The sequence below is a fragment of the Sorangiineae bacterium MSr12523 genome, assembly GCA_037157775.1.
GTDB lineage: Bacteria > Myxococcota_A > Polyangia > Polyangiales > Polyangiaceae > Pendulispora > Pendulispora brunnea.
Window position 1 is genome coordinate 5,223,016 of sequence record CP089982.1, and the last position, 16,074, is coordinate 5,239,089.

At 64.3% G+C, this 16,074-nt stretch carries 9 protein-coding genes; 6 read left to right on the plus strand and 3 right to left on the minus strand.

Features of this window, described 5'->3' with window-relative positions:
• Positions 1-461: 461 nt before the first annotated feature.
• The 3 genes from LZC95_20045 to LZC95_20055 are packed head-to-tail and all read right to left on the minus strand — an operon-like array spanning position 462 to position 5,574.
• Positions 462-1,649, minus strand: coding sequence for an FHA domain-containing protein (locus tag LZC95_20045; GenBank protein WXA99102.1), 1,188 nt, complete (start codon positions 1,647-1,649; stop codon positions 462-464).
• The gene (locus LZC95_20050) at positions 1,613-3,430 is read right to left on the minus strand and encodes a protein kinase (GenBank protein WXA99103.1); all 1,818 of its coding nucleotides are present in this window, start codon (positions 3,428-3,430) and stop codon (positions 1,613-1,615) included. The genes LZC95_20045 and LZC95_20050 overlap by 37 nt, the downstream gene beginning before the upstream one ends.
• Complete coding sequence (locus tag LZC95_20055; protein ID WXA99104.1) at positions 3,427-5,574, minus strand: protein kinase; 2,148 nt, start codon at positions 5,572-5,574, stop codon at positions 3,427-3,429. Before LZC95_20055 ends, LZC95_20050 begins: the two co-directional genes overlap by 4 nt.
• Positions 5,575-5,967: 393 nt before the next feature.
• Here LZC95_20055 and LZC95_20060 point away from each other — a divergent pair, with 393 nt between their 5' ends.
• The 6 genes from LZC95_20060 to LZC95_20085 all read left to right on the plus strand — a co-directional run bounded on the left by LZC95_20060 (position 5,968) and on the right by LZC95_20085 (position 15,867).
• Positions 5,968-6,930, plus strand: coding sequence for a hypothetical protein (locus LZC95_20060; GenBank protein ID WXA99105.1), 963 nt, complete (start codon positions 5,968-5,970; stop codon positions 6,928-6,930).
• Positions 6,927-7,718, plus strand: coding sequence for a hypothetical protein (locus LZC95_20065; GenBank protein WXA99106.1), 792 nt, complete (start codon positions 6,927-6,929; stop codon positions 7,716-7,718). The genes LZC95_20060 and LZC95_20065 overlap by 4 nt, the downstream gene beginning before the upstream one ends.
• Before the next feature lie 149 nt (positions 7,719-7,867).
• Positions 7,868-9,070, plus strand: a complete 1,203-nt coding sequence (locus LZC95_20070; protein ID WXA99107.1) for a hypothetical protein — start codon at positions 7,868-7,870, stop codon at positions 9,068-9,070.
• Positions 9,071-9,118: 48 nt separating this feature from the next.
• Positions 9,119-10,750 carry a hypothetical protein gene (locus LZC95_20075; GenBank protein ID WXB00375.1) on the plus strand — a complete coding sequence of 544 codons (1,632 nt, stop codon included), beginning with the start codon at positions 9,119-9,121 and terminating at the stop codon, positions 10,748-10,750.
• A 452-nt stretch (positions 10,751-11,202) separates the two neighbouring features.
• The gene (locus LZC95_20080) at positions 11,203-12,279 is read left to right on the plus strand and encodes a hypothetical protein (protein WXB00376.1); all 1,077 of its coding nucleotides are present in this window, start codon (positions 11,203-11,205) and stop codon (positions 12,277-12,279) included.
• A gap of 2,067 nt (positions 12,280-14,346) precedes the next feature.
• Positions 14,347-15,867 carry a right-handed parallel beta-helix repeat-containing protein gene (locus tag LZC95_20085; protein WXA99108.1) on the plus strand — a complete coding sequence of 507 codons (1,521 nt, stop codon included), beginning with the start codon at positions 14,347-14,349 and terminating at the stop codon, positions 15,865-15,867.
• Positions 15,868-16,074: the final 207 nt, after the last annotated feature.

Sequence of the window (16,074 nt, forward strand, 5' to 3'; positions counted from 1 at the left end):
GCTCCTGCAAGCCGGATTCGTCCGGTACGTAGGCGGACGCGATTGCGCCGAAAGGACCTGATTCTTCGCCGCGGTGACCTTGCGCCGCGTCGTCCGTCGGGGTCCCTGGGGGTTGGTCGACCTCGGGTGACTCCCCACCCTCCGGAGCCACGGCTTGCGCGGTTTCAAGCGGGCGGTTCACCACGTTGAGGAAGTCAACATTGGTCTTTTCAAGGCGTGGGGTCTTGGCGTTTCGGACGGCACCGCCGCCGCCGCCGCCTGCCGCCCGTTCACCCAACCGTGACGGAAAGCTCGCGTCTGTCTCGAATCCGGCTGTCTTCGATCCAGGCGGCCCGCCTTCTCGTTGTTTCATTGTGCTCCCTCAGACGTAGCGCAGTTGTTTCTGCACGCCCACTGGTTGCGGCGCAGGCGTTGGTGTTCGTTCGACGGCCGGCCGCGTACGTGAATTCGCACGTTTGTTGTCATGGCACGGCAAGCGGGGTTCCGTCTTCCTCGAGGCGAGCTTGCAGCATCAGAGGCCTACCCGCGTTGCCGACGCGCGCATGGGCGATGGCGAGCAAATCCTGATACTCCGCGCGCCTTGCCGGCGGAAGAACCGTGTTCGCGAGTACCCCGCGCAACGAATGCAGAAGTCGAGTCTCTGCGTCCTGGTCGCCGTCGACGTCCCGATAGTTGCGTAGGCTGTCGAGCAACACCAAGGCCTCGCTTTGCGAGAGGTCGAGCACCACGCGCCCTGGGAGCGACGTTGTCGCCATCACGTCCCGCACCATGTCGGCGAGGGAGTCTTCGGGCGGGCGAGATCTTCGGTTTGGGCGAAGGGTACGCTCGGCCGCGCTCTTGTATCGTTCGAGCTCGCTGAAGCCGAAGGCGACGGGATCGTAGAGCCCCAGGACGACGGGGCCGACTTGGAGCATGTCCATCCACTCCCAACGCACGCGATCGCCGGGATGGAGCTCCCGGGGCCCAAGCTGGGACGTCTGCGAACTCAACTGGGTTACCCAGACGCTATCGTTCTCGATGTCGACCGCGACGTGTTCGTCGGCGACGCCGTCGCACGGGAGGTGAATGCGGCAAATGCGGTTCGATCCAATGCGGTATGGCTTGCGCGGCTGGAGCGGGCGCAGTTCGATCTGCGCATGCAAGCCGCGGTTGCCTTCATTGAGGACCGCCGGTGCGTCGATCACGAAAAGGGAAAATGGGAGCCGCTCGCGTTCGCGCCGCTCTCGCTCGAGGGCCGCAGCCGCCCACTCATATTCACCGCGCGCCAGTTGGTGCTGCAGGGCGGATCGCCCACGTTGCCGCGCCACGATCTGGACGTCGCCGATGTGGATGACGCACTCGGGAAGCAGAGGGCGCTCTTCACCTGGGGCTAGGGAAAGGCCACCCAGGCGTGTGCCTCGACCGCTTTCGAGATCGCGCACGTAATAGTCGTCGCCTTGTCGCAAGACGTAGGCGTGCTGTGCATCCACGGAGCCGTGCTGGATGCAGATATCGTCATCGCCTAGGAATGGGCCGTTTCCAATGACGCAGGGGGTGGCTCGCTGCACGCGAAACGTCCGTGGTCCCGTGGGCAGCATCGCGGATAGCTCGAGAAAATGGCGCTGGGCCCCCATCACCGCGCCCCCGCGTCCCGCCGCGGGACCTCCCACGAGTTACCCAAAAGATCCACGTTTGCCGCTGGCCCGGGCCCCTCGACCGGACGCGGAGCCGGAGGCGGGGTGCCCGGCGTGGGGGTCGATCCGGAGGAGGCCGTTGTCGGAGCGCTGTCACCCCCGCGACGTACGCGGGGACGCGATGGCGTCATGACGGGAGAGACCGCGCTGGCAGCAGGAGCGGCGGAGGAAGCGAAGGTGCTGGCTGCCCCCGACGAAGGTGGAGCCGCGAGCGCAGCGCCGATGGACGCGGGCGGGGCCGTTGCCGACGTGCTCGATGCCGGCGTCATCGAAGAGGGCGCCGAAGGCGCGTTTACCGCGGCCGCCTGCGGCGGCGAAGTCGGCGGCATAAGCTTGATGTAGACGACGATGCTCGTGACGGCGACGAAGAGGCCAACGCCCAGCACCATCGCTCCAGCTTTGGCGTATCGGAGCCAGGGTCGATGGACTGGGAGCTCAGCGCCGACGCTTTGGGCAATCCCACCGTGCGATGAGATCGACGATGGGTGAATCGGGGCGCCCGTCGGCTGGGGTGTTGGGCCGGTTTGAAATTGGGGGGCTGGCCACGGCCCGGTCGATGAAGCGCGGGGGATCCCGTGCGGTTGCTCAACCGTCGCCGAAGGGCCTGCCGCCGATCTGAGAGACCCTGGATCGCTGATGGAAAGGGGAGGACGCGCGGCACCGCTCGTCGCAGAGGGAGCTGGGGCCGTCGACGCGGCACCAATGCGCGCTCGGGCCAAATCGATCGAAGAGGGAAGATGCGGAGGAGGCGATTCGTCTCCGACTGGTGCGGTCGTCTTTCCGGAGGCGTCGTAGACGTCGCGCACCGCCAGATCGATGGTCGCTCCGGTCAGATTCCAGTTCTTGTCCTTCTCGATGAGCGCACGGATCCGTACGAGCTCCGCCGCCAGCGCCGACGCGCTCGGGGGTCGAAGTTCGGGATCGGGATCGATCGCCCTCATGATGGCATCGCGAAGAGCCGGGTGGATGTCCGGGCGGTGCCGCTCGATGGAAGGAGGATCGGCGAAGGAGTTCGCCCACGCCTGGTATTCGGCCATCGACTTGTGCTGGAACGGCAGCTTGCCGGACAGCATGTAGTACAGGACCAGCCCGATGGAATAAATGTCGGTTTTGGGCCCGATCTCGCGGCAGGCGATCTGCTCCGGACTCGCCCACAGGGGCGTGCCCATGAACCGTCGTTTCGCCTGGGGATCCTGATTTTGGCCATCCTCGATCAGCTTCGCGATCCCGAAATCCAGCAGCTTCACGCGCGTCTCGTTCGGAAGCACGCCCCCCGATGCCGTGCCAAGATCGGCGAGGTGGAGAAAGATGTTCTCTGGCTTAATGTCCCGATGAACGATGCCTCGCTCGTGGGCGCACTCGAGCCCGCGAAGCGCTTGGACAACGAGATCGATCACGGTGAGAACCGGGGGACTCTCTTGTCTCTTGTAGAGATACCCCTGAAGGGTCGAACCGGTGAGCCGGTCCATAATGAAATAAGGCGTACCGCCGGCGGTTACCCCCGCGGTGAAGACGCGGACGATATTTTCGTGAATGAGGTTGGCGAGCGTGCGGGCTTCCTGCCGCATCAGCGCGACGGCGTTCTGGTTCTTGATCAGATTTGGCAGGAGCGTTTTCATCACGTACGGCGCATCCACCGTGATGTCGCGGACCTCCTGAACGGCCCCCATAGCCCCTTTGCCCAGTTCGCGCACCATCCGGTACGAGGTGCCGGGAATCAAGTGGCCGGGAACGAATTCATCCTCCATCGGAATCATCGCTTGAGAAAGGGCTCGAGCAAACGCTCGCAGCGGGTTTCACAGACCTTGTCCTTCTGGTTTTTGCAGATGGTCTCGAGCAATTCGATCTCTTCGCGCGTTGGATGGCTGCCAAACACGCTCGGCTCGAGGATGTGTCTCGCCGACATGGGATCCTTCAACATCACTGCGCGAGCCTGATCCGCCGTACTGAGAGGGGCACGCCCTGATGGCGCCGAGCCGGTGCTCGTCGAGCGCGCCGTCTCGAGTCCGGAACCAGGAAGTCCCTCGGGAGCGCTATCCTTGCGCACCTTCTCACGGCGAGAAGTCTCGGCGGACAGCTTTGCCGCCGTAGCGCTTTCGCGACCGCCAGGTTGCGCGGTAGGCGCGCTCGTCGCCGTTTCCGCCACGGGGAGGGGGGCCGGCGCCTCGGTCGAAGCTGTCGCCGTGGGCGCGCTCGTGGCGAGGGCGCTCTCAGTGGGCGCGAGCTGAGGAGCCACGGAAGCCGACGGAGACGCATTGGTGGCAGCCGGTTGCGAAAGCCGCGGCGCGACGACCTTCGTGACCAAGAGAAGCACCCCGGCCACGAACGTCAGCATGATTCCCAAGACGAGGATGACGAGGGTGGCACGCCGGCTCCACGAACTCGCCCCCTTTGCGCCCGGAGAGAAGGTTCGCGCCATCTCACTGTGCGAAGGATGCGCGGAGACCGCGACCTCCACGTGGCCAGGCGGGTGCGCCATCACCTCGTCGGTCGAGCCATTGGGACGCACAGGTGAAGCCGATGCAAGGGTGGGGGACGCGAGCGTGCCCGTGCCGGGGGCCGCCCGAAGATGTGGCTGGGGCTGGGAACTTACGGAAACGGGGCGAGGCGGGTGAAGCTCCGGCCCGCGTGCATGCGGCAATAGGGCGAAGCCGTTCACCTGCGCGGCGGGAGCCGTCATCGGAACACTGGGCCAGGAAAGAGGAACTGTAGGGCCGCCGGTCATGGCGCCTGCAGGGCCGGTCATGACCGCCGCAGAACCGGAAATGGGGGCGGCACCGCGTGCATTCGGGATGGCTGGAGCGGTTGCGGGCTTGGAAGGGTCGGCAATCGGGGCAATCGGGGCTGGAGCGGGCGCCGCGAAGGCGACGGGGGCCGGTGCGGTTTCGCCGTACGAAAGCGCCTGGAGCGCGTGGTCGTGCACCGTGGGCGACGGCGCCAACGTCTTGCCGGAGGCCAAATAGACGTCGCCGCCCGCGAGATCGTAGGTCGCACCGGTAAGGTTCCAGTCTTTGCTCTCATCGAGAAGTCGACGTGCGCGAAGAAGCTGGGCGATGAACACCGCCGCGTCCCGCGGGCGCTTCTCGGGATCGGGGTGAAGCGCGCTCGTAATCGTATCGCGAAGTGCAGGATGCAGGTCCGGAATCAATTCCTGGACTAGCGGGGGCTGGACGTAGGACTGCAGCCAAGCCACCGCCTCGGAATACGTCCTGTGCTTGAACGGGAAGGAGGCGGAAAGCATGTAGAAGAGCAGCACCCCGACGGAATAGAGATCGCTTCGAGGGCCGATGTTCTTGCCGACAATTTGCTCGGGCGAAGCCCACATGGGGGTACCCATGAAGCGGCGTGTCTCGGGGCCGTCCTCGAGAAGCTTCAGAATCCCGAAATCGAGCAGTTTGACCAGTGGCTCGCGCGGAGGGACGCCGAGCGCCGGTGCACCGAGATCGGGAAGGTGAAGAAAAATGTTCTCCGGTTTGATGTCGCGATGAACGATCCCTCGATCGTGAGCGTGCTCGAGCCCGCGCAGCACCTGGATGACGAGATCGATCGTCGTGATCGGCCTCGGTGCGAATCCCCGCGTGCCGAAATATGCTCGAAGCGTCGCCCCGGTGAGCCGATCCATCACGAAGTAAGGCGTACCGCCGGGGGTCACGCCTGCCGTGAAGACACGTACGATGTTTTCGTGACTGAGGTTGGCGAGCGTGCGCGCTTCGCGGCCCATCAACGTCACCATGTCGCGGTTCTCGAGGAGGCTCGGCAGAAGCGTCTTGATCACGTATGGCGCATCCACCGAGGTGTCGAGCACCTCGTACACCGCGCCCATGGCGCCCTTACCGAGTTGCTTCACGACACGATACGGGGTGCGCGGGACCAAGTGGCCGGCAGCAAATTCATCACCCATTCGTCGGCGGGAGCTTAGCAGCTCCGAATGGTCAGCCCGGCTGCAAAAATCGGGGCTGAGCTTCATCTCGAACGACCACACGTCGTGCTGCACGTCGGAGGTTGTGTGATCGTCATCGAGTCGTTCCTCGCCCGGCTGCTGGTGGGGTCGTTGGTTTCGAGGTCCTACCGCAGGGAAGGGCGCTTCCGGGCTTAGTTCACTCGCTCATCAAAAATCCAGCGCGGCGGTCCCTTTCGTCCGACGAACGGTGTGGGTTAGGATCACGCCGGCCTCTACGCTCTCGGCCCTGAAAATTGATTGATGAGCAAACGACACCCCCCTGGCAGCGCTAGTCCTCCGACGTCAAATCGGACGCAGCTGGGTTTGGGGGATCCGTCTCCGACGATTCGCTCGATGCCCGCAACACCTCGCGGAGCAGATGCGACGGAGGTTGAGCCCCCGAGCACCATCCCGGGAGCTACGCAGATGGGGCTCGGACCGGGAAGCGTGTCGGAAGCGACGGAGCCTGGGCCCGAGAGCTCGGGGAAGACGGATGTCGATGCACCGATTCCACCCGCGGGAGCGTTGGCGAAACGACGTGCGAGCGAGCCACCGTTGGCCGTCCCCATCGACAATCGAACCGAGCCACCGCCCGATCCCGATGATCTCCTACGGGGCTTGGACGATGCGCCAAGTCAACCCACGGTCCGCCGCGATCGCGCGAAGACCTCGGCGCCGCCGCCCCGGGAGGTGACACCGAACCTCACGCCCCCGCCCCCGGACCCCTCCGAGCTCATCGCAGGCATCGGGCGCGAGCCGTCGCGTGCAGCTCAAAAGAGCATGGGGAGGGGCCACGTTGCGGTGGGGCATGCCGTGGCGCGGTACACGCCGCCGCAAGATCAGCCGCTTGTCGTGCTCCATGCGCCGACGGATCCGGGCACGCGCAACCCCACCGTGATCGCGCCGCCCCCGCCTCCTCCCCAGAAGGCACCGTCCAAGGGCCTGCTCATTCTCCTGGGCGCGGGTTTGGCAGGCGTGGCATGGATAGGAATCGTCGTGGTGACGAAGTTTTTTGGCGTCTCGGGCCCTCCGGCGGAAGCCCCGAATGCCGAGGCGGCGAGAATGCCACCGGCTTCGACAACGATCGAGCCGGAGAGGCCGAGCCCTACGGTTTCGACTCCACCGCCACCAACCTCACGGCCGACGGTTGCCGCGACGGGGACGGCCCCCACCGCGGCCCGATCCCCGTCGACTGGGAGTTCCGCGAACCTGTCGCAGGCGCCGGGCGCGTCGCGCGCGAAAGCGCCGAGGCCAAGCCAAGGAACGACGAGGAAGCCCTCTCGTCCGACGGACGAGCTCGAGCGAGGCATCCAGTGAGGATGCGAACGCAGGCTCCAGAGAAGCCGCTTCCGCGTGCCGTCATGCTCGCAGCGGTCGCACTGGCGCTCGAGGGCTGCGCGCCCGCGGCGGTTCGAACTCCCGTGCAGATGGGCCGCGGCCAGGGCGCGCCCGCGGCCGCGCCGATGGGTACCGCGGCGGCCGTACAATGGAGTCGGTGCAGCACGCTGGATAGTTGCACCGTCGCTTGCAAAGCGGAGGACAAGCAGGCTTGCGCCATCGCCGCCGTCCTCGCAGCCCTGCAAGGCGTGGAAGTCAACACGTGCGTCATCACCGACCGGGGCGTCGAGACCTGCGACTACCGGCCGGCGTCCCCTGCACCGCAACGCGTGTCCGAGACCATTCCCAAACTCGATTGCGAGCCCTTTGTTGAGCTCGAGACCGCTCATACGATTCGGCCGGCGGGCCTCGCAACGTCTGGCGGTTTGACGCCCTGCAAGGCACGCTCGCACCCCAAATCATTTGCCGAGAGCGCCATGTGGCTCACACACGAGGACGGCGGCGTGCGGGCCGTGGATCGCTTGATCGAAATCGCCGTGGCCCAGTGCACGGGAGCTTCCGAGGCCCGCGTCGCGTGCATCGGGGCGGTCACTCGTGCGGAAGAAGCGATCCATCTTCTACCGATCCTGTCGGTGCATCAGCTACGGCGCCCCATCGTGAAACACGGGACCCTCCATGATCGCGTATGCGCACGTGTCGGGACCACGTATTTTCCCTCGTGGACCTTCTGCGGGAACCCGCTGATGCTGGAAAAAGAAGTGGACTAGACCACGCACGAAGGATCCGCGGGCTCGAACCCTTTCACCTTGCCGCAACGTCACGAAAGTCTCTAGCAGGCTCGTTTCGACGGGCGGGATCGCGCAGGATGTTGCTCCGACGCTTCCCGGTGGTTGGCCGACGCGCTGGTCGAAAACGGGTGTCCTGGCGTCGGGGGCTCGCGCTCGAGCTCATTCTCGCGTGCCATGGTCAAAATGCGGTAGGCTGCGACTCCTCGGGTCGAGACGGGCTGTCTCCCACCCGCCTTTCTTCCAACCCCACATCGATTGCCATGCGCCCGCTCTACTTCTCTCTCGCCCTCGCAACCGCCACGTTCGCCATGTCGTCTCGCGCGCAAGCGGAGGTGGACTGCGACGCCAATCAGATCAAGGCCGCGAACGCGCGCAACGACGAGGCGTCAAAGCACTACAACGCGAACCCTCCTCGCTATGACGCGGCACTCGTTTCGCTCAATCAGGCCTACGGCGCGTGTCCGAGGGCGAAGCTCCTGCGAAACATCGTCGTGGTCGAGATCAAATTGGGCGCCAACAATCCGAAGTCTATGGTGAGTGCGGCGAGGCACGCCCACCAAATGGCTGCCGAGGACCAGGCGTGGATGGATGGTCCGGGAAACCTGGCGAAGTATCAGGAATGGTTGAAGGCCGCGCGAGAGTCGCTGGGAGGGATCATCGTCCGGGCCCCGCAAGGGGCACGCATCCTTGTCGACGGGCTCCAGCTTCCTGCGGGCTATGGGCCGGATGATCTCGTCGAGGTCGAGCTCGGGCGTCACGTGGTCGCGGTCGACGTTTACGGGAAGCGCACCGAGAAGCCGGTGGACGTGCCGACGAAGACAGTCGCCGTCGAGGTGAATTTCAACGATGCGAGTGACAAGCCGGTGGCGGAGACCGCAAAACCGGAAACTCCTCCGCGCCCGACCGAGCCGATCGCTCCACCGCCGCCGAAACCCGAAAGCGGCGGACTTCCTTGCTTCCACTCGGGGGGCTGCGTCGGCACCACCGTGGCGCTGGGGGTGATCGCGCTCGGCGGGGTCGCCGGCGGCTTCCTCTTCGATCAAAAGGTCAAGAGCGCTGGCGACGACGCACAAGCCATCGTGAACCGGGAGGGAGGCTGCAACGGTCGCACCTCGCAGGGCTGCAACGATATCAAGAAGCATGAAGACGATGCGGATTCCGCAAAGACGCTCCGCAACGTCTTCTACATCGGCGCCGGCGTGAGCGCGGCTGCCGCGGTGGGCGTGCTCTTCCTGTGGCCCAAGCCCAAGTCGGAGAAGGCGGGCAGCGCGCAGATCGTGCCCATCCTTACGCCAAACACCGCCGGCGTCGGCATGAGCGGTCGCTTCTAACTCGCTGTCCTGCAGTCGCTGCCTTCGTTCTTGTTCTTGGAGAGTCTCATGAAACGCTGGTTGGTTGGTTCGGTCGTGGTCTTTGGAGCCGCTGGGCTTGCATTTCTCGCATGCACGAATCCGAGCGAGTGCGCCTTCGGCCATTGCGGTGGTGCACTGGACGGCGGGCAGGACGCCAATCAGGTTGCTTGGCCGGCGGGCTGCGATCCGTCGGCCGATCCGACGAAAAGCCTCGCGTGCGTGGATGACTCGGTGGGTGTCTTCGTCTCTCCCAATGGCAGTGAAAACGGAGCGGGGACGAAGGCGAGTCCCCTGAAGAGCATCAACAAGGCCCAGGAGAAGGGGCCGTTGAAGCCGCGAATCTACGTTTGCGTGGGCGCGCCGTACAAGGAGCACGTAAAGCTGCAAAGAGCCCAGAGCATCTACGGCGGGTTCGATTGCGGAACCTGGCAGGCGGCCACCGGCACGGAGACGACGCGGGTCGAACCGGACGATCCCGGCTACGCCCTGGAAATCCCGGGCGTACCGAACGACGCCACGGTAGGAGGTGATGCCTTCACGATTGCCGACATCGCGTTCACGTCGAAGGATGCCGTAAACGCGGGGGAATCGAGCATTGCGGGCTGGATCACTCAGTCAAAGGGACTGACGTTGAAGCGGGTGTCGTTGACAGCAGGCAAGGGCAAGGACGGAGTTCCGTCAACGGAGCCCACGATAGATCCTTACAATCCGCCCACAGCTCCAAAGGGGGTCGATTCCGACGGGGGCGCGCCGGGCGGCGAGCAAGTGAACGACTGTTCCGGGCTAGAAGGCCCAAATAATCGGAGCGTGGGAGCCGGAGGCGGAGAAAAAGGTGCTCCGACGGACGCTCGCGGCGGGGACGGCGGGACCGGGCAGCGCCAGATGGACACGGGGTCCTCTCCCAACGACGCATACAACGGTGTCGGTGGGCAGGGAGTCACCCCAAGTGGCTTTTGCGGAGGCGCCGGAGACACTGGAGCGCATCTAGGGGCATACGGTGCGGGAGGGACAAAGAGTGAAGTCAGTCCTCCTCTCGGAACGGTAACTGCGACCGGATATCGGCCTCCTAACGGCCAAAAGGGCGGCGATGGCCTAACGGGTCAGGGCGGGGGAGGAGGCGCAGGCAAGAACGGGAGCTCGGGCGGGCCGGGCGGAGGTGGTGGGGCGGGGGGCTGCGGGGGACGCGGCGGGGGTGGCGGACAGGCCGGTGGTTCGTCCATTGCGTTGCTCACGTTTCGCTCAAAGGTGAACGTCGTTGATTCGACGTTGGCGGCGGGCACTGGCGGCAAGGGAGCGCACGGCGGCAAGGGACAGAAGGCACAGGCGGGAGGGGCTTTTGGCACACCTGGGTCTGGCGACGGTTGTCCCGGAGCGCGGGGGGGCCACGGTGGCTCGGGTGCAGGCGGTAATGGGGGAGCCGGCGGATCGTCAATCGCCCTTGCCTTCGCAGGCGATGCACCGAGCATCAATGGCGCGGCCGTCTCGGGCGACGTAGACACTCAACCCGGCTGGATGACAACCCCCTCGACCAATCCCAATCATGGTGTCGCAGGAGCGGGTGGGGATCCGGTTTCGTCTGATGCCAAAGCAGGCGCGCCAGGGAACGATGGTCCCGACGGCATAGTCAAGGCCGTCGCCACGATGCCTGCGGCACCATGAGAGAGCATTGCCGGGCGGTCGACTGGAAAGCGGGTGGGACTACCGCGTAGCAGCGAAAAGCTCATCCCCGACGAGCTGTCTAGGTAGAGGCTACGGCACACCGGGAGCGAACCGGAAAGCGGAAGCCCTGAGATCGCTCCACGTGGCAAGGGCCCGGACAACGTTTTGCCGACCTGGCCGAAGAGGATGTCATGAACGAAGAACGCAAGCGGGCCCTGTGCGAACGTCTTCGCCGTCGTGAACTAACGGGTGCAGCGCGGTGGAGGGGGGAGAATCGCGGCGTGATGGCAGGCGCCCTCTTGCTCTTCGGAACTGCCGCTCTCGCCCTTGCTCCCGCGAGTTGCTCGGAGGACTCCCCGTCTTCTCCGACCGATGGGGGACCGGATGGCCCTCCGATCGTTTGGCCAACCGGCTGCGATCCGGCAAAGGATCCGAAGGATAGCCCGTCCTGCGTGGACGATTCGGTGGCGGTGTTCGTCTCCCCGGCGGGAAGCGACACGGGGGGAGCGGGGACGAAGTCGAACCCCGTGGCGAGCATCACGAGGGCCCAGGAAAAGGGCCCTCTCAAGCCGCGAATCTACGTTTGCGTGGGCGCGCCGTACAAAGAGCACGTAAAGCTGCAAAGAGCCCAAAGCATCTACGGCGGGTTCGATTGCGGAACCTGGCAGGCGGCCACCGGCACGGAGACGACGCGGGTCGAACCGGACGATCCCGGCTACGCCCTGGAAATCCCGGGCATACCGAACGACGTCACTGTCGGAGGTGATGCCTTCACGATTGCCGACATCGCATTCACCGCGAAGGATGCCGCGAACGACGGAGCGTCTAGCATCGCGGGGTCGATCCGGCAGTCCAAAGGAGTGAGGTTGAGGCGTGTGACACTGACGGCCGGCAACGGAAAGGACGCGAAATTGACCGGTGCGCGTGAGCCCTATGCCGATCGCGGTGACAACGGCATCAATGGGCAGGATGGCGGTGCCGCCGTCACCAACGATTGTCCAGTACCACTCGAGTCGAGCACGGGCGGCGCGGGTGGCCAGGGGAGTGCGACGCAAAAGGCAGATGGTGGAGCGGGGCAGCCGATTTTGCCACCGCATCCGAACGCCGGTGCCAACGGAGTCGGTGGTGATTCCAATCAAGATAGTTGCTTGGGCCCAGCACACCCAGGGGCCAACGGTGAGGGCGGGGAGCCGGGCACGGGAGCTCCCGTCCCCGGCCACGTGACAGCTAACGGCTGGACGCCGGAGGTGGGGGCCGTTGGTGGAAATGGGAAGACGGCGCAGGGAGGAGGCGGTGGCGCGGGTTACACCCAGCCCGGTGGCGGTGGTGGATCCGGTGGGTGCGGCGGAATGGGTGGCCTTGGCGGTGCGAGCGGTGGTTCCAGCATTGCGCTTCTTGTGTTCGACACTCCCATAGCGCTGACGGGCTGCACGCTGAAACGCCGGGGATGGGAAGGCCGGTGGCAAAGGGGGCGTGGGCCAAGTCGGCCAACTTGGGTCCAACACAGCGGGAACTGGCTCCGGAAATGAAAGCTGCACGGGCGCGAACGGTGGCAATGGTGGCTCAGGAGGTGGTGGGGGTGGCGGAGCGGGTGGCTGGTCGATAGGCATTGCGTATGGTGGTCAGAACGCTGCGCCCATGATCGACGGTCAAGTGGTTCCTGAAGCCGATCGGGTCGATCGCGTGAGACTCGGGAGTAAGGGAGGGGGCGGAGCGGGTGGCGATTTCGGTCAACCAGCGAAAACAACGAACCCAGCGAGTAACCCGGGCAAGGGCAACGGAACGCCCGGGGCGAACGGAGAAGCGAAGGCCGTCAAAGCGTTTCCTTAGCGAAAGGCCCCCTAATGTCGACGGATCGGATGTATCGCCGACGTCGTCCCCTGATCGCATGACGGTGACGCCGCCAGCAGCGAATGGTGGTGATCCGGGATTGGAGCGTGCCGGCGCCACGCCGAACGGGATCAAAGGGGAACGCGGCAATGAAGGCCCGAAGGGCGTAGTGCAGGCTGTTGCGGCTTTGCCGAGCCAATGAAAGGCGCGGCGCGTGCAAGCACCGCCATCAACCAACATTTCTCCCTGGCTCCTCGTGCGAAGGTGCTGGCCATTCCGTGGAGGTGGCGGGGAAAGCGGCGCGCCCCTTGATCGAAGTCTTCGGATCAATGCAAAGCCGCTGACGAGGCGGAGACGAAGACCGCCTTGGGCGCATTGCACGCGACGCAGATCACCAGCGGCGGTAGGAGCACGACGAGCCAAAACGCTGACGCAGAGTCCACCTTTTGATGTTGCGACGGTCTTTTTTCAAGCACTTCGACGGCAGCGGGGAGCCCGTCGAATTTGGCTCTGAGGCGTCTTCGGGACGATGGATACGTCGGCATGGGCGTGATCGCCGGGGCCCGTCCGGGAGCCGGCGCGGTCTTGCTCGTACCAACCGCCAACGGATTTGCGTTGCATCCACTGGATCGTGCGAGCCCTACCGGGCCATTCGATCGGCCCTTTTCACAGCGGGCGATGACCATGCTCGTCAACGATTGGCCAGAATGGATCGCGCCGGACCGCCCACAGCCCGCGCGCAGGTGCCCACGAGCCCATCCAACAGTTCTTTGGGGTGCCCCGCGGCAGTGGATGCCTCAAGGATCGATCGTGGGACTCGGCTCGACGAACGAACCGGTGGCCACTTCGGCGCCGACGCCATACGTGACCTAATTCACGCATACGGCGCGCGAACGCACGATACTCCGCTCGTCAGGGAGACCTGGCGCCCCCGCGTGCTGGTGACCCAGCGCGATGGATCTTGCCCGAGCACGGGTCCCGACGCTGTGGCGCTCACTACTTCCGCGCGCGACACGCGTCGCGTCTTGATTTTACAAACGAGGTTCCTTCGCCGATTGGCCGCTCGCCGGAAGCAACGGAATAGCTATGGCACACTCGCTCCCATCCAGGGTTCTACCGGATGAAGGACGCCTTCCTCCGGTCCTCTTGATCAACGCGGAGCTCGATGCGCTTAGACACCCCTCGGGATCACCCGCGGGGTGAGGTCTCGGCGCCAGTGTCGTCGGTGGTTCGCGGACATCGCGCTATTTCACACTGGACTGTTTCAGGGGAGTTTAGCCCTCCCCGGACACGTGTCCTGACGTCGGCGCCGTGCGGTTGGAGGAAGGTTTGTTGCACTCGCGCAACAAATCACCACCATCCAGCTGAGCGCGACTTCTCACGCAACGTGGGTGGGTGTGCGACCGATGGAAGGGATGACGACGAACGAACGCGAGATCGACTTCGGCTCTTGGCGCCCGCCGAATGCGGTGTCCCCCCGAACGTTCACACGGCCCCTGTGCCATGCTGTCTGACGGACAACGACGTTCGAATCGAATTCTCGCAACTATCGAAACAAGAAGGCCGAAGAGCTAATGTACCCGGGCGATGACGATCAGCCCGATTCGGTTACACGAATTTGAGTGCACCTTAGATCGTCCAAACCGTTTTCGCACCTGGGAGCGCGGAGTGAGACGTTGATCGCTCCGTGTTTGTTGATGCTGATGAGAAATGCCTTTTGCTCTTTTCCTCTGGCCCGAAGGACTGTTCTGGGAGGCGTTCTTTCGATGGCAGCTTTCGTTGCCATGACTGCATGTGGCGGAGATTCAGGCAACAGCGGTGGTGACCAGCAGGATGGAGGCACCATCAGGCCACCGTTACCCTTCATCTCGTCCGTTAGAGTTGAAGGCCGAGACTTACCGCAGATCAGGCAGGGAATTGGTGGCGAGCCGACCAACTTCGCAACCGAAGTGTACCTCGAAGGCGCCCTCCTTGCAGGGGCTACCCGCGTCACCGTTGGCGACATCGAAGGGACCATTCGGGCGAACACCGAGAATTCGCTTACCTTCAGGATTCTCGTTCCCCACGGCGCGCGCCTCGGTCTCCAGCCGGTCACCGTCACCAACGGCCGTGGAACTGGAACGCTGGCCCAAGGCATCACAATCACTCCCATCACGGCGGCCCCCTCAGGACTTGATGCGACGGGGATGGGGACGGACGAAAAGCCCTATCGGTCGCTCTCCGCCGCCATGTCCGTGGCTGGAGCCGGCGATACCATCCTTTTGAAGAATGGCACCTACGACCAGCAGCATGGCGACGCATTCGCGACGCCTTTCGAGCCCAATGTGCGGGCAGGCGTCACCATAAAGGGCGAAGGCGCGGGCGCCACCAAGCTTATTGGCACGGGTAAGGTCAAGTGCAACGACCCGACCGCGCGGGTCGGGCTCGTCCTGGGGGCCGACACGCGGATTGAATCCGTCGAACTCTCAAACTTCTGCCTCGGCGTTTACGCGACGACTGGGAACGCCACGCTCAGCGCTGTATCCGTGCACGACAATGGATCGGATGGAATCCAAATTAACGGTTCGTCCAACGTTTCACTCGATACCGTCGATGTCCATGGAAACGCGGCAACGGGCGTCTCGATTCGCGACAGCGCTACGGCAAGCGTCAGCGGGGGACGAATCTTTGCCAATGGCGACTTCGGGATTGTTTCGACTGGCAGCATGCTGACGGTGAGCAAAACCGAAATCGACAGCCATTTTCGTGACAATGCTCCATACCCACCAGCCGGTACCGGCATTCGGGTTACCAGTCCGAAGTTCATCCTAACCGGCTCGAACATCCATGGTAATGCAGTCGGAATATCGCTCGAGGGCGGAAGTTCGAGTGCAACCGTCACCGATTGCACGCTTGAGAACAATTACGGCATCTTCATCGTCGGAAAGTGGTCTCTGAAGGTTCGCGGAACCACGTTACGCGGCAACACCCACCTATATCTCAATGAGCTCGACGGAACAACTGCTGTCGACCTGGGCACCGGGATCGATCCAGGCAAGAACACGTTTGATATCCCAATCGCAGGTACCGCGATTGATAACCGCCGTCGGGACTCCCTAGGTACCAAGTTGCTCGCCCCCGTCTACATTGCCGGAAACACGTGGATCGGAACACCGGCGCCGCCTGCGGGTTGCTCGACAGCCGCATACAATCCACCTTACAATGGAGGCGATCCAAACGCCCGTTACAACTGGTATATTCAGACTCCTGGTATTTGCTCGTCAACAGGCAACGTCATTATCAACTAGGATCGTCTCTCCTGCGCCGATGTTATCCACCGAAGGCTTCGTCCGCGAGACAGGCATTTCAGCGCGCGGCGGGTGCGCTGCGCGCGGGCCATCCAAGGCTCGACCCCTAGGCGATGCCTTCGTCCGTGCAACGCGCGCCCCGTCCCGGGTTCGCATTGCCTCCCACGCGGCAGCAAGATTCAAGCAACGTCGGATGCTGTAGGCCCG

Bases quoted from the DNA above. Each gene is read 5' to 3' on its own strand.
- LZC95_20055 (WXA99104.1), bottom strand. From the start codon at position 5,574: ATGGGTGATGAATTTGCTGCCGGCCACTTGGTCCCGCGCACCCCGTAT.
- LZC95_20060 (WXA99105.1), top strand. From the start codon at position 5,968: ATGCCCGCAACACCTCGCGGAGCAGATGCGACGGAGGTTGAGCCCCCG.
- LZC95_20050 (WXA99103.1), bottom strand. From the start codon at position 3,430: ATGATTCCGATGGAGGATGAATTCGTTCCCGGCCACTTGATTCCCGGC.
- LZC95_20075 (WXB00375.1), top strand. From the start codon at position 9,119: ATGAAACGCTGGTTGGTTGGTTCGGTCGTGGTCTTTGGAGCCGCTGGG.
- LZC95_20085 (WXA99108.1), top strand. From the start codon at position 14,347: ATGGCAGCTTTCGTTGCCATGACTGCATGTGGCGGAGATTCAGGCAAC.